19 protein-coding genes are annotated in these 16,524 nt (G+C 28.2%); 13 read left to right on the top strand and 6 right to left on the bottom strand.

The features are described from left to right. Positions 1-3: 3 nt before the first annotated feature. The 4 genes from ASUIS_RS00740 to ASUIS_RS00725 are packed head-to-tail and all read left to right on the top strand — an operon-like array spanning position 4 to position 3,381. Entirely contained in the window at positions 4-825 is an 822-nt protein-coding gene (locus tag ASUIS_RS00740; protein WP_118885246.1) for an HDOD domain-containing protein, read from the top strand. Positions 826-883: 58 nt separating this feature from the next. Continuing rightward, positions 884-2,008, top strand: coding sequence for a bifunctional 2-C-methyl-D-erythritol 4-phosphate cytidylyltransferase/2-C-methyl-D-erythritol 2,4-cyclodiphosphate synthase (locus ASUIS_RS00735; RefSeq protein WP_118885245.1), 1,125 nt, complete (start codon positions 884-886; stop codon positions 2,006-2,008). Continuing rightward, a complete protein-coding gene (locus ASUIS_RS00730; RefSeq protein WP_118885244.1) occupies positions 2,005-2,895 on the top strand; it encodes a DNA-binding transcriptional response regulator in 891 nt (296 codons plus the stop codon). Before ASUIS_RS00735 ends, ASUIS_RS00730 begins: the two co-directional genes overlap by 4 nt. Before the next feature lie 9 nt (positions 2,896-2,904). Continuing rightward, positions 2,905-3,381, top strand: a complete 477-nt coding sequence (locus ASUIS_RS00725) for a phosphatidylglycerophosphatase A family protein (protein ID WP_118885243.1) — start codon at positions 2,905-2,907, stop codon at positions 3,379-3,381. Between the two features lie 56 nt (positions 3,382-3,437). On the opposite strand, the gene carA is transcribed toward ASUIS_RS00725, so the two are convergent. Genes carA through ASUIS_RS00700 form a run of 5 tightly spaced genes read right to left on the bottom strand, consistent with a single transcriptional unit; the run spans position 3,438 to position 8,325 of the window. After that, positions 3,438-4,556, bottom strand: coding sequence for a glutamine-hydrolyzing carbamoyl-phosphate synthase small subunit (carA, locus tag ASUIS_RS00720; RefSeq protein WP_118885242.1), 1,119 nt, complete (start codon positions 4,554-4,556; stop codon positions 3,438-3,440). Continuing rightward, on the bottom strand, positions 4,557-5,108 hold the full coding sequence (locus ASUIS_RS00715; RefSeq protein WP_118885241.1) for a DUF507 family protein: 552 nt from the start codon (positions 5,106-5,108) through the stop codon (positions 4,557-4,559). Positions 5,109-5,114: 6 nt separating this feature from the next. Beyond that, positions 5,115-6,365 carry an adenylosuccinate synthase gene (locus tag ASUIS_RS00710; RefSeq protein WP_118885240.1) on the bottom strand — a complete coding sequence of 417 codons (1,251 nt, stop codon included), beginning with the start codon at positions 6,363-6,365 and terminating at the stop codon, positions 5,115-5,117. 2 nt (positions 6,366-6,367) lie between these two features. Continuing rightward, positions 6,368-7,213 carry an ATP phosphoribosyltransferase regulatory subunit gene (locus ASUIS_RS00705; RefSeq protein ID WP_118885239.1) on the bottom strand — a complete coding sequence of 282 codons (846 nt, stop codon included), beginning with the start codon at positions 7,211-7,213 and terminating at the stop codon, positions 6,368-6,370. A 5-nt stretch (positions 7,214-7,218) separates the two neighbouring features. Next, complete coding sequence (locus ASUIS_RS00700) at positions 7,219-8,325, bottom strand: pyridoxal-phosphate-dependent aminotransferase family protein (protein WP_118885238.1); 1,107 nt, start codon at positions 8,323-8,325, stop codon at positions 7,219-7,221. 151 nt (positions 8,326-8,476) lie between these two features. On the opposite strand from ASUIS_RS00700, the gene ASUIS_RS00695 reads away from it, so the two are divergent. Genes ASUIS_RS00695 through ASUIS_RS00675 form a run of 5 tightly spaced genes read left to right on the top strand, consistent with a single transcriptional unit; the run spans position 8,477 to position 12,094 of the window. After that, the gene (locus ASUIS_RS00695) at positions 8,477-8,929 is read left to right on the top strand and encodes a MarR family winged helix-turn-helix transcriptional regulator (RefSeq protein ID WP_118885237.1); all 453 of its coding nucleotides are present in this window, start codon (positions 8,477-8,479) and stop codon (positions 8,927-8,929) included. A gap of 53 nt (positions 8,930-8,982) precedes the next feature. Further along, the gene (locus ASUIS_RS00690) at positions 8,983-9,549 is read left to right on the top strand and encodes a YceI family protein (RefSeq protein ID WP_118885236.1); all 567 of its coding nucleotides are present in this window, start codon (positions 8,983-8,985) and stop codon (positions 9,547-9,549) included. Between the two features lie 2 nt (positions 9,550-9,551). After that, positions 9,552-10,328: a DODA-type extradiol aromatic ring-opening family dioxygenase gene (locus ASUIS_RS00685; RefSeq protein ID WP_118885235.1), complete on the top strand. Its 777-nt coding sequence runs from the start codon at positions 9,552-9,554 to the stop codon at positions 10,326-10,328. Then, on the top strand, positions 10,322-11,026 hold the full coding sequence (locus tag ASUIS_RS00680) for a pirin family protein (protein WP_118885234.1): 705 nt from the start codon (positions 10,322-10,324) through the stop codon (positions 11,024-11,026). Before ASUIS_RS00685 ends, ASUIS_RS00680 begins: the two co-directional genes overlap by 7 nt. A gap of 45 nt (positions 11,027-11,071) precedes the next feature. Beyond that, a complete protein-coding gene (locus tag ASUIS_RS00675; protein ID WP_118885233.1) occupies positions 11,072-12,094 on the top strand; it encodes a glyceraldehyde 3-phosphate dehydrogenase NAD-binding domain-containing protein in 1,023 nt (340 codons plus the stop codon). A 40-nt stretch (positions 12,095-12,134) separates the two neighbouring features. Here ASUIS_RS00675 and purM read toward each other — a convergent pair whose 3' ends face one another. After that, the gene (purM, locus tag ASUIS_RS00670; protein ID WP_118885232.1) at positions 12,135-13,130 is read right to left on the bottom strand and encodes a phosphoribosylformylglycinamidine cyclo-ligase; all 996 of its coding nucleotides are present in this window, start codon (positions 13,128-13,130) and stop codon (positions 12,135-12,137) included. 100 nt (positions 13,131-13,230) lie between these two features. Between purM and ASUIS_RS00665 the strand changes: the two genes are divergently transcribed. Genes ASUIS_RS00665 through purT form a run of 4 tightly spaced genes read left to right on the top strand, consistent with a single transcriptional unit; the run spans position 13,231 to position 16,360 of the window. Then, entirely contained in the window at positions 13,231-13,779 is a 549-nt protein-coding gene (locus ASUIS_RS00665; RefSeq protein WP_118885231.1) for a spermine/spermidine synthase domain-containing protein, read from the top strand. Between the two features lie 49 nt (positions 13,780-13,828). Next, entirely contained in the window at positions 13,829-14,419 is a 591-nt protein-coding gene (coaE, locus tag ASUIS_RS00660; RefSeq protein ID WP_118885230.1) for a dephospho-CoA kinase, read from the top strand. Next, the gene (gene dapF / locus ASUIS_RS00655) at positions 14,416-15,156 is read left to right on the top strand and encodes a diaminopimelate epimerase (protein ID WP_118885229.1); all 741 of its coding nucleotides are present in this window, start codon (positions 14,416-14,418) and stop codon (positions 15,154-15,156) included. Before coaE ends, dapF begins: the two co-directional genes overlap by 4 nt. Positions 15,157-15,190: 34 nt before the next feature. After that, positions 15,191-16,360 (top strand): formate-dependent phosphoribosylglycinamide formyltransferase, encoded by a 1,170-nt coding sequence (gene purT / locus ASUIS_RS00650; RefSeq protein ID WP_118885228.1) that lies wholly within the window; start codon positions 15,191-15,193, stop codon positions 16,358-16,360. Positions 16,361-16,524: the final 164 nt, after the last annotated feature.

Genomic DNA, 16,524 nt, shown 5'->3' with positions numbered 1-16,524 from the left:
ATTATGAAAAAAGATTTATTAGAAGAGATAAACTCTTTACCTGCTCTTCCTTCAAGTGTGATTGAACTGGGAAAATATAAAAGTATTGGAAATGCTGATATACAAACATTAATTTCTATTATTGAAAAAGATCCTTTAATGATAGTAACCATTTTAAAGATTGCAAATTCAAATATGTTTGGATTTAAAAGTAGAGTTGAAACACTAAATAGAGCAATAAATTTACTTGGAATAAATTTTACAATTTCTGTTGCCATTGGCTCAGCTATTCAGGATACTATAAATAGCAATTTATTAGCTTATGCTGTAAAAAATGAAGATTTCCTTTTTTCTAGTGCATTAGCCAGTAATATTATAAATACTTGGGTTTCAAATATAAATTTTGATTTAAAAAATGAACTACTTTTACCAGCATTTTTGCAAGAAGTTGGAAAATTCATCATCTCAGAAGTAATTCAAAAAAATAGAAAATCTGAAGAATTTTTAATGGAATTAGAAGAAACAAAAGACACTACTTTTTGTGAAAAAAAATTTACAGGATATAGTTGTGCAAGAATAACTGCAAATATTTTTAAACAATGGAATTTAAGTCCTAATATAATTATACCTATTGCATTTACTGAAAATACAGAATCTTGCCCTAATGAATTTAAAATTAAAGCTCAAATTTTAGAGATTGTTAAAATATTGTGTGATATTCGTTATCCATTAAGTGATCAAAATATTGAAAAAGCATTAGAAAAAGTTGTTTTGTATGATTTTGATGTTGAACACTTTTTAAATTCGATTGATGTTATAAAAGAAGTAATTAATCAAAATTCTTAACTTATGCATAAGTAAGTATATACTATAATCTGTAACTTTTTTACACAAAGGGGTTTTGTTGTTAGATGTTACACTCATAGTTTTATGTGCTGGGAATTCCACACGTTTTGAACATAAAACTAAAAAGCAATGGATTAGAATAGAAAATGAACCTTTATGGCTAAATGTTACAAAAAGGTTAGCTTCTTTTTCACAATTTGATAAAATTATCGTGGCTTCCCATGAAGATGAATTAAATTATATGAAAAACTTCACCGATGATTTTACCTTTGTAAAAGGTGGAGAGACTAGACAAAAATCTATTTTAAACTGCTTAGAATTTGTAACAACAAAATATGTAATGATAAGTGATGTAGCCAGAGCTTGTATTCCCCAAAATGTAATTAAAAATCTTTTAGATGAAAAAGAAAATGTAGATTGTATTGTTCCTGTTTTAAATGTAACTGATACAGTGATTTATGCAACAAATACAATAAACAGAGACGAAGTAAAACTAATCCAAACTCCCCAACTTTCCCTAACAAAAACTCTAAAAAAAGCCTTAGATACTCAAATTGAATTTACAGATGAAAGTTCAGCTATAAAAGCAATAAATGGAACAATCAAATATATTCAAGGAAGTAATGAAAGTAAAAAACTAACTCTTGGAAATGAATTAGACGAACTTCCTTGTTTAAAAGAAGCTTCAAAAAACTTTTTTACAGGAACTGGTTTTGATATTCATGCCTTTGAAGATAATAAAGAGATGTTTTTGGGTGGAGTAAAACTTCCATATGAGTTTGGGTTTAAAGCTCACAGTGATGGAGATGTTTTAATACACTCTATTATTGATGCACTTTTAGGAGCTTGTGGAGCTGGAGATATTGGAGAATTTTTTCCTGATACTGATGAGAAGTATAAAGGAATTGATTCAAAACTATTATTAGAACATATTGTTAGATTTATTTACAATGTTGGATATGAAATTGTAAATATTGATACAACAATAATCGCTCAAAAACCAAAAATCAACCCATTTAAATGTGAAATAAAAAGTTCTTTAGCTGAGTTATTGAATATTGAAAAACAGTTTATAAATGTAAAAGCGACAACTGCTGAGAAAATGGGATTTATAGGTCGAGAAGAAGGTGTGGCTGTTCAAAGTATAGCTACATTGAAATATTATGATTGGAAAAGAAAATGAATATATTAATTATTGAGAATGAGATTTATTTAGCTCAGAAAGTTGTATCAAGATTGCTTGATGATGGGCATAGTTGTGATTATATTGAGTCACCAAATATCGATAATCTTACAAAAGATTATGACACGATTCTTTTATCAACATCTTTACCATCAGCTTTATGTAAAAATATCATAAAAAAATATTCAGAAAATTCAATTATTCTTCTTTTAGTCTCTTATATTTCAGATGAAACTGTTACAAATCCTATTAAAGATGGTGCAAAAGATTATATTATGAAACCCTTTATTATGGATGAATTAATTAGAAAAATCTACCATTATAAAGATTGTAGAACTTTAAAAAGAGAGTTACAAACTCTAAGAGAATATTTTGAATTTACTATGGCAGAAGTTGATACAACCGATACTTTATTACCACCATCTTTTCCAACATTAATAGAATCAAATTCACAAAAATGTGCAGATAAATTAGTTTTTGAACTTTCAAGAAAAATGGATTTACCAATTAATTTTATCTCTTTAACTTCTACATCATGGCAAAAACAGATAAATGCAATACAGGGGAAATCAATTATTTATCTAACAGATTTCCATACTTTGAAGAAAAATGTGAAAGAAAATGTTATAAAATTTATCGAAGATAAAAATTGTGTAGTTTCTACATTAGAAACTGAGATTGATTTTCCATATAGAAAAATCGAATTTAACAATGACAATCAACTAATTGGTAATTCAAATATTATGACAATAAATGATTATGTAAAAATGATGGTTGTTTCTTATCAAAACAAATATCCAGATACAGAACTATCAAAAAAACTAGGAATTTCAAGAAAATCTCTTTGGGAAAAAAGAAAAAAACTAGATATAGAAAAGAAAAAATAAGGATTTATTTTGAATTTAAGAAAATTTTTTTTAACAGTTGGTTTTAGTGGTCTAAGTCCAAAAGCCCCTGGAACTGTAGGTTCTTTTGTATCTTTAATTATTGGTTTATTTTTACTTGAATTTTTACATGTATCAACACTATTTTTATTAGCTTTATTAATCACAGTAATTGCTATAAAACAAATTGATATTTATGAAAAAGAAGTCGGTATGCACGATGGAAAAGAGATAGTTATTGATGAACTAGCAGGTATGTGGATTACACTTGCTATTTGTGGAATTAATAGTTCAAATGTCTTATTTATGGCTCCAATTGCATTTATTTTCTTTAGATTATTTGATATTTGGAAACCCTCATTTATTGGAAAAATCGACAGAGACGTAAAAGGCGGATTAGGAGTTATGGGAGATGATGTTCTTGCAGGAATTGCTGCTGGAATTGCTACTGCTGGGACTTATCAGCTAATTCAAATGTTTTTATTATAAGATTTTTACTTAATAAAAAAAGGGGAAGTTTTAAACTTCCCCTTTTTTTATTTAAACTATTTTACAATATCTGCAAACTGTTTGAAGATATATTTAGACTCATGTGGTCCTGGACTTGCTTCTGGGTGATGTTGAACTGAGAATATCTCTTTATTTTTATATTTAACACCTTCAATTGTATTATCAAATAAATTTACATGTGTTACATCTGCAATCTCTACAATATTATCAGGAACATTATAGTTATGATTCTGAGCTGTAATTTCTACAACACCGTTATTTGCAACAGGATGGTTACCACCATGTTGTCCAAATTTCAGTTTATAAGTATCATATCCATGAGCAATAGAAAGCATTTGATGACCTAAACAAATAGCAAAAATTGGAATATCTGTTTTTACTAATTTTTGAACTTGCTCTTTTTCAGCTATTAAAGTAAGAGGATCACCTGGACCATTCGATAGGAAAATTCCACCAATTTCTTTTGCTTCGAATCTTGCTATTAAATCATCTGCTTTAAAAGTTGAAGGAACTACTTCTACTTCAAGACCTGAGTTAACAAGCTCATTTAAGATATTTCTTTTAACTCCAAAGTCAATAACAACAACTTTTTTATCACTCATAACTGCTTTATCATACGCTTTGATAGAGTGATTCCAAGCTCCTGATTTATGAACATAAGATTCTTTTGTTGATACGATTTCAATATAGTTTATATCTTCAATTCTAGGACTTGCCGCTAATTGTTTTGCTAATTCATCTTTACAAGAAATTTCAGTTGATGCTATCATCATCATAGCACCTTCATCTCTAATCATCTTTGTTAAATATCTAGTATCTATTTCACAAATTCCTAAAACACCATGTTCTTTTAATAAAGAATCTAAATCATTTTGTGCTCTATAATTTGAATATTCAGCATGATAATTTCTAACTAATACACCTTTACAATGACAAATTCTACTTTCCATATCATTGTCATTAACTCCAACATTTCCAATTTCTGGCATTGTAAAAGTAATAAATTGTCCAGCATAAGAAGGATCTGAAATAATTTCTTGGTATCCAGTTAATGATGTATTAAAAACTATTTCTCCAACAGATGTTCCTGTTGCACCAAAAGATTTCGCTTCTAAAAAAGTCCCATTCTCTAAATATATCCATACTTTTTGCATTTATATCAATCCTCTTTTTGTTAATTCCTCTTCATATAATCTGTGATATACAAGATCATAATCATCAGTTCCTGGTATTAATTTTCTTTTATAATTTTTTAATTTTGCCATAACTTCACTATCAGCTTTTTCAAAACCTTTGATAAAATCATCTAAAGAAGCAAATATTACATTTTTAATTTGATTATCAGAACATGTATAATGTATAAAATCTTCTTCCCATAAATAATCTAATATTTTGTGAGCAATGTCTGAAAATCTATCTTCGTTATTTAAAATAACTCCAAAATCATTTGCTAATCTTTTTTTAGTCATCCAAAAAAGTTGTCTTCTATCTGCATTTAAATACTCGATTTCTTCTTCTTGCTCTTCCAAAATTTCTTGAACTTTTTCATCTAAAGCAAACTCTTTTTCTAAATCAGCATCTAATATTCTTTCAACTTCTGCTTCGATACTATGTTTCTCTTTTCTAACCTCAACAAAGTCACAACTAATTAAATCTCTTGTAATTCTTCTTGAGACATACGGTGTATGATGTAATTTCATTCTCATGCGTTTTTACCCCCTTATAATTGTGTCATCTCTTTCAGGAGATGTTGAAACGATTCCAACCTTAACAGAAGTAACTTCTTCTATTTTTTCTATATATTTTTTTGCATTTGCTGGTAGTGATTCATAATCTCTAATTCCAACTACACTTTCCCAACCATCGATCTCTTCATATATTGCTTTTACATTTTCTAAACAAGTTGGAACATAATCAATTCTAACACCATCTAATTCATAAGCAACACAAATTTTTATTTTAGCAAAACCATCTAAAACATCAAGTTTCATTAAAGCTAATTGGTCACATCCATTTAATCTAGAAGCATGTTTGACTGCAACTGCATCAAACCAACCACATCTTCTTTTTCTTCCAGTTGTTGTTCCAAACTCTTTTCCAACTTGAGCCATAGTTTCGCCCTCATCGCCAAAATCTTCCGATGGGAATGGACCATTTCCTACTCTTGTGCAGTAAGCTTTTGTAATTCCTGTTATGATTCCAACATCTTTAGGACTTAATCCTAAACCTGTACAAGAACCAGCACTTACCGTATTTGAAGAAGTTACATAAGGATATGTTCCATGGTCAATATCAAGCATAGTTCCTTGAGCACCCTCAAGTAATACTCTTTTATTTTCATCAAGAGCTTTCCAAACCATATTTGTTGTATTTGTAATAAAAGGGGCTAATTTTTCTTTATAAGAACTTAGCTCTTCTAATAACTCTTTTTCATTTGGCGTTGCTATTTCTAGAACATCAAATATTGCTCTGTTTTGTTCAAAATATTCTAAAATTGATTTAGTTAATTTTGCCGGATTTAATAATTCACCAACTCTATGTCCAACTCTATTAATTTTATCAGAATAAGCAGGTCCTATTCCTTTTCCTGTTGTACCAATAGCTTTTGCACCTCTTAATCTCTCTTTTGCTTGATCAATTAATGCATGATATGGTAAATTTAAATGTGCTTTATCAGAAATAAATAGTCTTCCTTCAAGGTTTTGAAATTGACTCATCTCTTTAATAATATTTTCAGGTGATAATACAACACCATTTCCAATTACATTTATAGCTTTTGGATTTAAAACTCCTGAAGGAATTAGGTGTAAAGCATACTTTACTCCATCAACCCAAATAGTATGTCCAGCATTGTGTCCACCTTGGCTTCTACATACCATATCATATTTTTGAGCAAGCATATCAACTATCTTACCTTTTCCTTCATCTCCCCATTGGATACCAACAATTATATCTGCGCTCATTCTTAATCCTCTAAAATTTTTAATAAATTATCTGTGTATAGTGCAAAACCTAGTGAGTTTATACCTTCACTTGAGTAAACTCCACCATTACATAAAGTTAAATTGTCATTAATTACTCTGTAATAAATACCATCATAATATCTTAATGACCCATAATAAAGTGGTGCAATAATTATATTTCCATAATCTACATCTTTTGCTTTTGAAAGAAGTTTTTCTAACTCTATTTTAATAGAAGCAGGAACAATACTTATTACATCTTCTAAACTTTTTATATCTTTAACTTTTATAAGTTTATTTAACCACTCACAATCTAATTTAAATAGTGTTGCAATTTCTCCATTTTTAAGTAAATCAATATCAATATTCAACTCATTTGAAACAAGTTTTGGAATATTAATATTTGATATTTGTAAAATAGGTTCTATTTTTAAAGCTTTTAAAATATCTGCTGTTAAATTCATAATATCAGCAATATTATCATGATCTATCCACTCACATCCAATTTGATACTCTTCTTTTGATGGATAAGAAAAAATAGGTTGAACATAAAACCATTTTTTATGTGTTGTTGTTCTTCCTAATCTTTTTGTAATAATTCTTACTACATCTAAAGTTGAATCGGCTCTTAATGATACTTGTTCATTTTGCTCATCCGAAAATTTTATTAGTTTTCTCTCATTTGCAATAGCTTGATGTTGAGAATATGAGAAATTTGGAGTTAATATCTCTTCAAATCCATTATTTTCTAAAATATCGCAAACTTGATTTTCCAATACTCTTTTTCTTTTAGCAGATGCTCCAAAGTATAATCGACTTCCTTTTGGAATTTCGTGTTCAAAAATCATTATTCTTAATTTCCTTTAAACATATTTGATGCAAAAACTTTGTTTGCAGTTCCATCAAATGTTCTAATACCTAAATCATCAAGTGCTAATTCAACAGCATTTACAGCCCAAGATGCTTCATAATCTTCAACTAATCCCATATGATTAATTCTAAAAATCTTACCAGCTAAATGATCTTGTCCACCTGCAATATTTACATTGTATTTATTTTCTAATATTTTTCTAATAGCACTTGATTGTTCTGTATAAACAGTTGTCATTGCATTTGCAGGAGTTTTTGGATAAATATCAAATCTAATTGCTTTTAAAGCTTCTCTCGTAGCATTTGCTCTTAATGCTGTTTGTTTATATAAATTATCAAATCCATCAGCTTTTAGTTTTTCTAAAATTGCACCTAAACCAATAATAAGTGTAGTTGCAGCCGTCCATGCTGTTGTATTTTTTCTTTGTGTTTTAATTTCAATTGCTAAATTAAAATAGTAACCTCTTGGTTTTGACTCAATTTTAGCAACCGCTGCATTTGAAAATCCAATCATTGCAAGACCAGGTGGTAACATTAAAGCTTTTTGGCTTCCCGTTACTACTGCATCAAGATTTGTTGTATCAATTTTTTCAACACCAATTGCTGTAATTCCATCTGCAACGATTGTAATATCTTTATTGATTTTTTTAATTTCTGCAGCAATTTGTTCAACTGGATGTCTTAATCCACCTGCACTTTCGCAAATTTGAATAAACACAGCATCAATTGAAGAATCAGCTTTAATAGCTTCAACAACTGCTTCAACGCTAACTGGTGTATTCCACTCATTTTTGATTTCTGTATAATCTATACCAAATGCAGCACAAATTTTTCCGAATCTTTCACCAAATTTTCCTGAATTAATTGTAAGTGCTTTTTTGTGTGTTAAATTTGTAACACAAGCTTCCATAGCACCTGTACCACTTGAAGCTAACATTACAACTTCAGGCATATCATAAATTTCAATTAATAATTCTCTAGTATTTTTAAAAATCGCTTCAAACTCTTCAGTTCTATGATGAATCGTAATATCGGCCATCGCCTTTCTTACAAATTCTGGTACTGGAGTTGGACCTGGCGTCAATAGCATTTTAGTATCCTTATTTTTCATTCTTTTATAGCAAAACGAAATATTTTATCCAAAAATTCATTATGAAAAGGTTAAGTAAAAATTTCATAAATTTCATTTTCCCCTTGACTTTATTACTAATTAGTAATATAATTTCAAAAGGAGTATGTTTATGAATAAAAAATCGTTAAAATCTTATGGAACTAGAACTGACAAAGCTATGAAAACTGTTGTTAGATTAGAAAAAGCCAGTTTAAAAATTACAAATTTGACTGTTAATTATTTATCAAAACATAATCTTACATTTAATCAATTTAAAGTATTAGAAGTTTTATATCACAGAGGTGATTTAAATATTGGTTCAATTACAAAATTAACTATGAGTACACCTGGAAATATAACTGTTGTTGTTAAAAATCTAAAAAGAGATGAATGGATAACTTCAATAAAAGACCCAAATGATAGTAGAGCATTCATATTATCTATTACTCAAAAAGGAAAAAATGTTATTGAAGAGGTTTTTCCAAATCATGCAAAAAATCTGACTCATATGTTGGAAGTTTTAAGTGATGAAGAATTAAATACTTTATATGATTTATTGAATAAAGTTTACAAAGCAAATTAATTTTTTTGCTTTAATATTACTAATTAGTAAAATAAAATAATAAAAGGAATACTATGAAAATTTTAAAATTAAGTTTAGCATCAATTGCTCTTTCAACTGCGTTATTTGCAGGTAATTATAATGTTGATGCAAGTCATACAAATGCTGGTTTTACAGTAAAACATATGATGATTACAAATGTTACTGGTAAATTTAACGACATTGCTGGAACTTTTGAATTTGATGAAAAAACAAATACATTAATATCAATAAATGGAGAAATTATTGTTGCTTCAATTAACACAGCAAATGAAAAAAGAGATGAACATTTAAAAGCTGAAGATATGTTTGATGTTGCAAAATTTCAAAAAATTACTTTTAAATCAACAAAAATTGAAAAAGATGCAGTTTATGGTGATTTCACTATGAAAGGCGTAACCAAAAATATCAAACTTGATTTAGAAACAAGTTCTGTAATTAAAGATCCTTGGGGAAAACAAAGAACTGGTTTTTCACTTAATGGAAAAATTAAAAGAAGTGATTTTGGTTTAACTTGGAATAAAGCTTTAGAAACAGGTGGAGTTGCTGTATCTGATGAAGTTAAATTAGCGATTGATATTGAGGGTGTTTTAGCACAATAATCATGAATCCAACACTATTTATTTCGCATGGTGCTCCAAATATAATTTTAAGTGATATAAAATCTAAACAAAATATAAAAAAATTAGCAGATAGTTTAGAAAAACCAAAATATATAATTATATTTTCTGCCCATTATTTAACAAAAGATTTAAAAATCATTAGTCCAGAAGCAAATAAAATTATGTATGATTTTTACGGTTTTGAAGATGAATTATATAAAGTAAAATATGAAATAAATAGTGATGAGAAATTAACTTTAAATTTAATCGAAAAATTAAAAAAAGAGAATATTAATATCTCAATCGATGAAAATAAAAAAAGTTATGACCATGGAGTTTGGAATGTTCTTGCATTAATGTATGAACATCTTGAAATTCCAGTACTACAAATAAGTATTCCTACTTCATATAATATAAACCAATTAATAGAATTAGGAGAAAAACTTCAACAATTTAAAAATGAAGCTTTGATTATTTGTAGTGGTGGAATTACCCATAATTTAGGTGATATGAGTATGAATCCAAACATAAGAAATTACGCAAAAGAATTTAATGATGATATGATTGATATTATTGAAAATGCAAAAGAAGAAAAGTTAAAAAATATTCAAGAAAATATAAATTTTTATAAAAATCATCCTTCGATTGAGCATTTTTTACCTATATTTATAGCTTTTGGAAATGCTATAAATAAAAAAGGAAAATCATTTAATAGTGAGATGTTGTATTCAAATATCTCAATGGAAAGTTTTATTTTTGACAAGGAGTTAACATGTTAAAAAAATTACCAAAAGAAAATATGGGAACATCAAATTTAGGTTGGTTAGAAAGCCGTTTTCATTTCTCATTTGCAGAATATAGAAATCCAAATAATATGAATTTTGGAGTTTTAAGAGTTCTAAATGATGATATTGTTCATCCTGAATCTGGGTTTGACACTCATCCTCATGCAAATATGGAAATCATTTCTTATGTTGTAAATGGAGAGATTACTCACAAAGATTCTATGGGAAATTCTGAGACTTTAAAAAGAGGAGAAGTTCAATATTTAAGTGCAGGAGATGGAATATATCATAGTGAACATAATGTTCATAAAAGTAATGATTTAAGACTTTTGCAAATTTGGATTATTCCTCCAAAAGCTGGTCTTCCTAGACTTTATGGCTCAAAAAGATATGAAGAAAAAGATAGAATCAATAAGTTTTTAAATATTGTTTCAAGCACTGATGGAACTGCCGATATAAAAATCTATCAAGATATAAATATTTATGTTAGTGAACTTGAAATTAATAAATCTTTAGAGTTTGAAATCAAAGAAAATAGACAAGTTTATTTTGTACAAATTGAAGGAAGTTCAAATATAAATGAAATTACTTTAAATGCTGGTGATGCAATGGAAATAATTGATATTAAAAAAATAGAAATAAAAGCTTTGGAAAATTCGCACTTTTTATTTATCGAAATGGCTAAAGTATAATTAGAATTTAACTATACTTCCCTATAAAAAAATGTAGGTTAGATTATGAAAATTCTTTTAAATGGTGTTGGTAGAATCGGTAAAGCTGTTTTAAAACAGTTGGTTTCAAATAAAGATTTTGAAATAGTTATAATAAATGAGATAAATCCATATATTGAAAATATAGTTTATTCAATAAATTATGATTCAACATATGGAAAATATGAAGATAGATTTAAAATCGTTGAAAATAACTATATTCAGAACTCAACATCAAAAATAAAAATCACAAACTTTGATTTTTTAGATAAAATTGATTTAACAAATATTGATATTATTATTGATTCAAGTGGTAAAAAAGAGGATATTAATCTTTTAAAAAATCTTCCTGTAAAAGCAATATTTTTAACTCACCCAAATAATAAAGCTGATATAAACATAATTTTGGGAGTAAATGAAAAAGAATTAAATCCAAATATTCACAAAATCATCTCTACAAGTTCATGTAATGCAACAGCCCTACTTCCTGCTTTAAAACTTATAAATGATAAAAAAGAGATTTTATGTGGAGATATTCTTACTGTTCATCCTTTATTAAATCATCAAAGAGTTCTTGATGGAAGTTTTGTAAAAAGTGATACAAGAGAAGTGAATTGTAACTTTGAGTTTGGTAGATCTTCAACTCAAAATATTATTCCAAATAAAACAACAACCATAAAAGCTTGTTCTTTTGTACTTCCAAATATCAATCAGAACTTAATAAGTTCAAGTTCCCTAAGAGTTCCAACAGATACAGTTGGAGCTATAAATGTAACTTTGTTTACAAAAGAAAAATCAACAAAAAATGAGATAATTGAGCTTTTTGAAGAGTATGAAAAGAATCAAAACTTCCCAATAGTTTTAAATAATTTTGAGCCTTTGGTTTCAAGTGATTTTAAAAAAGAAAAATTCACAACAATAATTGACCATAGATACACTGAAGTTATAAATAATATGATTAAACTTTTAATTTGGTATGACAATGAATGGGGTTATGCTTCTAAAGTTGTGGAGATTCTAAATTATTATAAGAACATAAAAAAAGGGTGAGTTCTTAAACTCACCCTTTTTACTTCTTATCTAAAAAATATTAGATAAATTCAACACATTTAGCACCATCAGCTATATGTCCAATAACATATCCATCAGTGTTAGCTAAAACTGAATCTACATTTTCAGCACTTACAACTAAAACCATACCAACACCCATATTAAATGTTCTGTACATCTCTTCTAGTTCTACGTGTTTACCCATAAATTCAAAAATTGGTAAAACTCTAACATCTGCTCTTTTTACAACTGCTTTTAAATTATCTGGTAAAACTCTTGGTAAGTTTTCTGTAATTCCACCACCAGTAATATGTGCTAAAGCATTGATTTTACTTTTATTAGCTTTGAACTCTTTTACATAAATTCTAGTTGGTTCTAATAATACATCTTTAAGTGCTTTCCCTTGGAAATCATCATCTAAAGACATTCCTAATTTTTCAAGTAAAAGTTTTCTAACAAGTGAAAAACCATTTGAGTGAACACCAGAAGATGGTAATGCAATTAAAGTATCACCTGCTTTGATTTTATCAATTCTATTTAACTCATCTTTTTCTGCAATTCCAACACAAAAACCAGCTAAGTCAAAATCACCCTCTTTGTACATTCCTGGCATTTCAGCAGTTTCACCACCAACTAAAGCGCACTCGCTTCTGATACAACCCTCAGCTATTCCTTTTACTACTTGAGTAGCTTCTTCAACATTTAATTTTGCAGTTGCATAATAATCTAGGAAAAATAATGGCTCTCCAAAGTTACATAACAAGTCATTTGAACACATGGCAACTAAATCAATTCCAACTGTATCAAATTTTTTTGCATCAATTGCAAGTTTTAGTTTTGTTCCAACTCCATCTGTTCCAGATAGAATTACAGGTTTTTTGTAACCACTTGGTAATTCAAATGCACCAGCAAATGAACCTATTCCTCCAAGAACTCCTGGAATTGTCGTTGCTTTTACATAAGGTTTGATATTTTCTACAAACTGATTTCCAGCATCTATATCAACTCCAGCATCTTTGTAACTAACTGTTGCCATTATTCACCTTTTTTTTATTCTGTTTTCCAAATCTTGCGATTACTTTAAAAATTTTTGGGTATTATAGCAAAATGTTTATAAATATTAAGGACTATATATAATGAAAGATAATAACGCATTTAATGAAATGATGGTACATTTACCATTGTGTACACACAAAGAAGCTTCTAATGTTCTAATTATTGGAACTGCTGATGAAGATATGAAAAATCAAGCTGCTAGACATTCAAAAGTTTCAAATATCGAGTTTGGAGACACTTCACTTCTTACATCAAAAAATGAAAAAAATATTGATGTAATAATTTTAACTGATGTAAAAATTGATGAACTTCTACTTGCAAATATTGAAAGAATTTTAAAAGCTGATGGTTTAATTGCTTTTGCTTCAAAAGCAATTTCAAAAGATAAAGAGCAATTATTTGCTGATTTAAAACTTGTTGGAACAAAATTCTGGATTGCTATGCCATTTAAATTTGGACATAACACTTCAATCTTAGCTTCTAAAAAATATCACCCAACTGCTGATATAAATCTACAAAGATCTGATTTATTAGATGGATTAGATTATTATTCATCTGAAATCCAACTTGCATCTTTTGTATTTCCAGCATCAGAACACAGAGAATTAACTGGTATCGCAAAAAGATAATTAACTGCTATTAAATATAAATAAATCATTATTATTGTAGAATCTTTCTATGAGTAATGATTTATTTAAAAACGCAATCGCCTTAACTGGCGGAATTTCAACAGGCAAAAGCACTGTTTGTAACCTCTTCAAACTTCACGGTTTTTTAACAATTGATGCTGATGTAATAGCTCATAGATTATTGGATGAAAATTCTAATAAAATTGCTACCATGTTTGGTGAACAATATGTAGAAAATGGAAAAGTTTTGAGAAAAGAGTTAGGGAAAATTATCTTTTCAAATGAAGAAAATAAACTAAAACTAGAAGCCCTACTTCACCCATTAATTAAAAATGAAATCATTAAAGAATCAAAAATATTTGAAGAACAAAATAAACCTTATTTTGTAGATATTCCACTATTTTTTGAAAAAATGCATTATCCAATTTCAAAATCTTTGGTTATTTATACTCCAAAAGAGTTACAAATTCAAAGACTTATGAAAAGAGATAATATTGATGAAAATGAAGCTAAATTAAAAATCTCAAATCAAATGGATATTGAAGAAAAAAGAAAGTTAGCTGATATGGTAATAGATAATTCACAAAATTTAAAACATCTTCAAAACGAAGTTGAACGAATCATCGGAGAGATTATATGACATATACAAAATATAGTGCAAGTGGAAATGACTTTGTAATTTTTCACACTTTTATAGAAAAAGATTATACAAATGAAGCTATAAAATTATGTAATAGAACTGAGGGAATTGGTGCAGATGGATTAGTTGTAATTGTTCCATCAAATGAAGCTGATTTTAAATGGTTATTTTACAATAGCGATGGAAGTGATGCTGCAATGTGCGGAAATGCTACAAGAGCTGTTTCTCATTATGCTTTTACAAATAATTTAGTTACATCAAATGAAATGCAATTTTTGACAGGTGCAGGATTAATAAAATCATGCGTTGAAAATGATATTGTTGAAACTCAACTTACTCTTCCTAAAGTTATAAAAGAAGAATTTGTTCAAGATGGATTTGCTTGGTATTTAGTTGATACTGGTGTTCCTCATCTTGTAACAATAGTTGATGATTTGGAACTTTACAATCATGATTTGTGTGCAAAAATGAGATATGAACACAATGCAAATGTTAATTTTGCAAAAATTGAAGATGGTATTATAAAAGTTAGAACTTATGAAAGAGGAGTTGAAGGAGAAACACTTGCTTGTGGAACTGGAATGGCTGCGTGTTTCTTAAGAGCTAATAATTTAGGACTTGTAAAAGATTCTACTTTTGTTTACCCAAAAAGTGGTGAAGAGTTAACTCTTTCGAAAAAAAATGGCACTATTTATTTCAAAGGTGCTGTAAAAAAAGTTTTCGTAACTAGCATTTAATAAAAACTAAATTCAATAATTAAGGATAAAAAATATGAAATTCCCTGCGCCTTTAAAATCTGATTCTATAAAAATCATGCTTCTTGGAAGTGGTGAACTTGGTAAAGAAGTTATCATTGAAGCTCAAAGATTAGGTATTGAAACAATAGCTGTTGATAGTTATAACAACGCTCCTGCACAATTGGTTGCTAATAAATCATATACAATTAATATGAAAAATAAAAATGAGATTCTGGATGTTATAAGAAGAGAAAAACCAACTTTTATTTTACCAGAAGTTGAAGCTATAAATATTCAAGCACTTTTTGAAGCAGAAAAAGAGGGATTTCATGTAATTCCAAATGCAGATGCTGTTAATAAAACTATGAATAGAAAAAATATTAGAGAGTTTGCAGCTGTTGAGTTAAAACTTCCAACAAGTAAATTTGAGTTTGTTACAACTTTTGAAGCTTTACAAAAAGCTGCTTCAAATATTGGTTTTCCTTGTGTTATTAAACCTGTTATGAGTTCTTCTGGACATGGTCAAAGTATTGCAAGAAGCGAGGCAGATTTAGAAAAATCTTGGGAATTAGCAAAAGAAGCAAGAGGAGATGCTAGTGAATTAATAGTTGAAGAGTTTATTAGATTTGACTATGAAATCACAATGCTTACTATTAGAAATGGAAAAGATACAGTATTTTGTGAGCCAATAGGTCATATTCAACAAGATGGTGACTATATCTTCTCATGGCAACCAATGAATATGAGTGAAATTGCAATTGCAAAATCTCAAGATATTGCTAAAAAAATCACTGATGGTTTAGGTGGACGAGGAATTTTTGGAGTTGAACTTTTTGTAAAAGGTGATGATGTTTATTTCTCAGAAGTAAGTCCAAGACCACATGATACTGGAATGGTTACTATGATTACTCAAAGTGCTAGTGAATTTGCACTTCATGTAAGAGCAGTTTTAGGACTTCCAATTGAGTATGTAACTTATGGAGCTGGTGCAAGTGCTGCGTATAAAGCAAGTGGTGATAGCTTTAATCCTCAAGTTGATATTTTTGATTCTTCATTTACAAAAGATTCAATTATTAGAGTATTTGGAAAACCTCAAAGTCATGTGGGAAGAAGAATGGCTGTTGCTTTAACTTTTGATAAAAATTCTAGTGATGTTGCTTTACAAAAAGCTAAAGAAATTATTGGAAATTTTAAAGATAACTAAAAAAGTGTAAACTAGGTAAAATTTACTTAGTTTACTTTCCTCATTTAAAAAGTTAGATATTTTAGACTCCTTAAAAAAGATTTGAAGTCAAAAATAGACTCTATTTATCACTAATTCTTAAATAAAAATATTTATCCCTTTATAACTTTTGTTTATATCTAATG

The sequence above is a fragment of the Arcobacter suis CECT 7833 genome (assembly GCF_003544815.1).
GTDB lineage: Bacteria > Campylobacterota > Campylobacteria > Campylobacterales > Arcobacteraceae > Aliarcobacter > Aliarcobacter suis.
The sequence above is the reverse complement of the archived record's forward strand: the minus strand, read 5'-3'. Positions and strand labels throughout refer to the sequence as shown.

Excerpts from the sequence above, each read along its gene's own strand:
- ASUIS_RS00740 (WP_118885246.1), top strand. The coding sequence starts at position 4 with ATGAAAAAAGATTTATTAGAAGAGATAAACTCTTTACCTGCTCTTCCT.
- ASUIS_RS00730 (WP_118885244.1), top strand. The coding sequence starts at position 2,005 with ATGAATATATTAATTATTGAGAATGAGATTTATTTAGCTCAGAAAGTT.
- carA (WP_118885242.1), bottom strand. The coding sequence starts at position 4,556 with ATGCAAAAAGTATGGATATATTTAGAGAATGGGACTTTTTTAGAAGCG.
- ASUIS_RS00715 (WP_118885241.1), bottom strand. The coding sequence starts at position 5,108 with ATGAGAATGAAATTACATCATACACCGTATGTCTCAAGAAGAATTACA.
- ASUIS_RS00710 (WP_118885240.1), bottom strand. The coding sequence starts at position 6,365 with ATGAGCGCAGATATAATTGTTGGTATCCAATGGGGAGATGAAGGAAAA.
- ASUIS_RS00705 (WP_118885239.1), bottom strand. The coding sequence starts at position 7,213 with ATGATTTTTGAACACGAAATTCCAAAAGGAAGTCGATTATACTTTGGA.
- ASUIS_RS00700 (WP_118885238.1), bottom strand. The coding sequence starts at position 8,325 with ATGCTATTGACGCCAGGTCCAACTCCAGTACCAGAATTTGTAAGAAAG.
- ASUIS_RS00695 (WP_118885237.1), top strand. The coding sequence starts at position 8,477 with ATGAATAAAAAATCGTTAAAATCTTATGGAACTAGAACTGACAAAGCT.
- ASUIS_RS00690 (WP_118885236.1), top strand. The coding sequence starts at position 8,983 with ATGAAAATTTTAAAATTAAGTTTAGCATCAATTGCTCTTTCAACTGCG.
- ASUIS_RS00685 (WP_118885235.1), top strand. The coding sequence starts at position 9,552 with ATGAATCCAACACTATTTATTTCGCATGGTGCTCCAAATATAATTTTA.
- ASUIS_RS00680 (WP_118885234.1), top strand. The coding sequence starts at position 10,322 with ATGTTAAAAAAATTACCAAAAGAAAATATGGGAACATCAAATTTAGGT.
- ASUIS_RS00675 (WP_118885233.1), top strand. The coding sequence starts at position 11,072 with ATGAAAATTCTTTTAAATGGTGTTGGTAGAATCGGTAAAGCTGTTTTA.
- purM (WP_118885232.1), bottom strand. The coding sequence starts at position 13,130 with ATGGCAACAGTTAGTTACAAAGATGCTGGAGTTGATATAGATGCTGGA.
- ASUIS_RS00665 (WP_118885231.1), top strand. The coding sequence starts at position 13,231 with ATGAAAGATAATAACGCATTTAATGAAATGATGGTACATTTACCATTG.
- coaE (WP_118885230.1), top strand. The coding sequence starts at position 13,829 with ATGAGTAATGATTTATTTAAAAACGCAATCGCCTTAACTGGCGGAATT.
- dapF (WP_118885229.1), top strand. The coding sequence starts at position 14,416 with ATGACATATACAAAATATAGTGCAAGTGGAAATGACTTTGTAATTTTT.
- purT (WP_118885228.1), top strand. The coding sequence starts at position 15,191 with ATGAAATTCCCTGCGCCTTTAAAATCTGATTCTATAAAAATCATGCTT.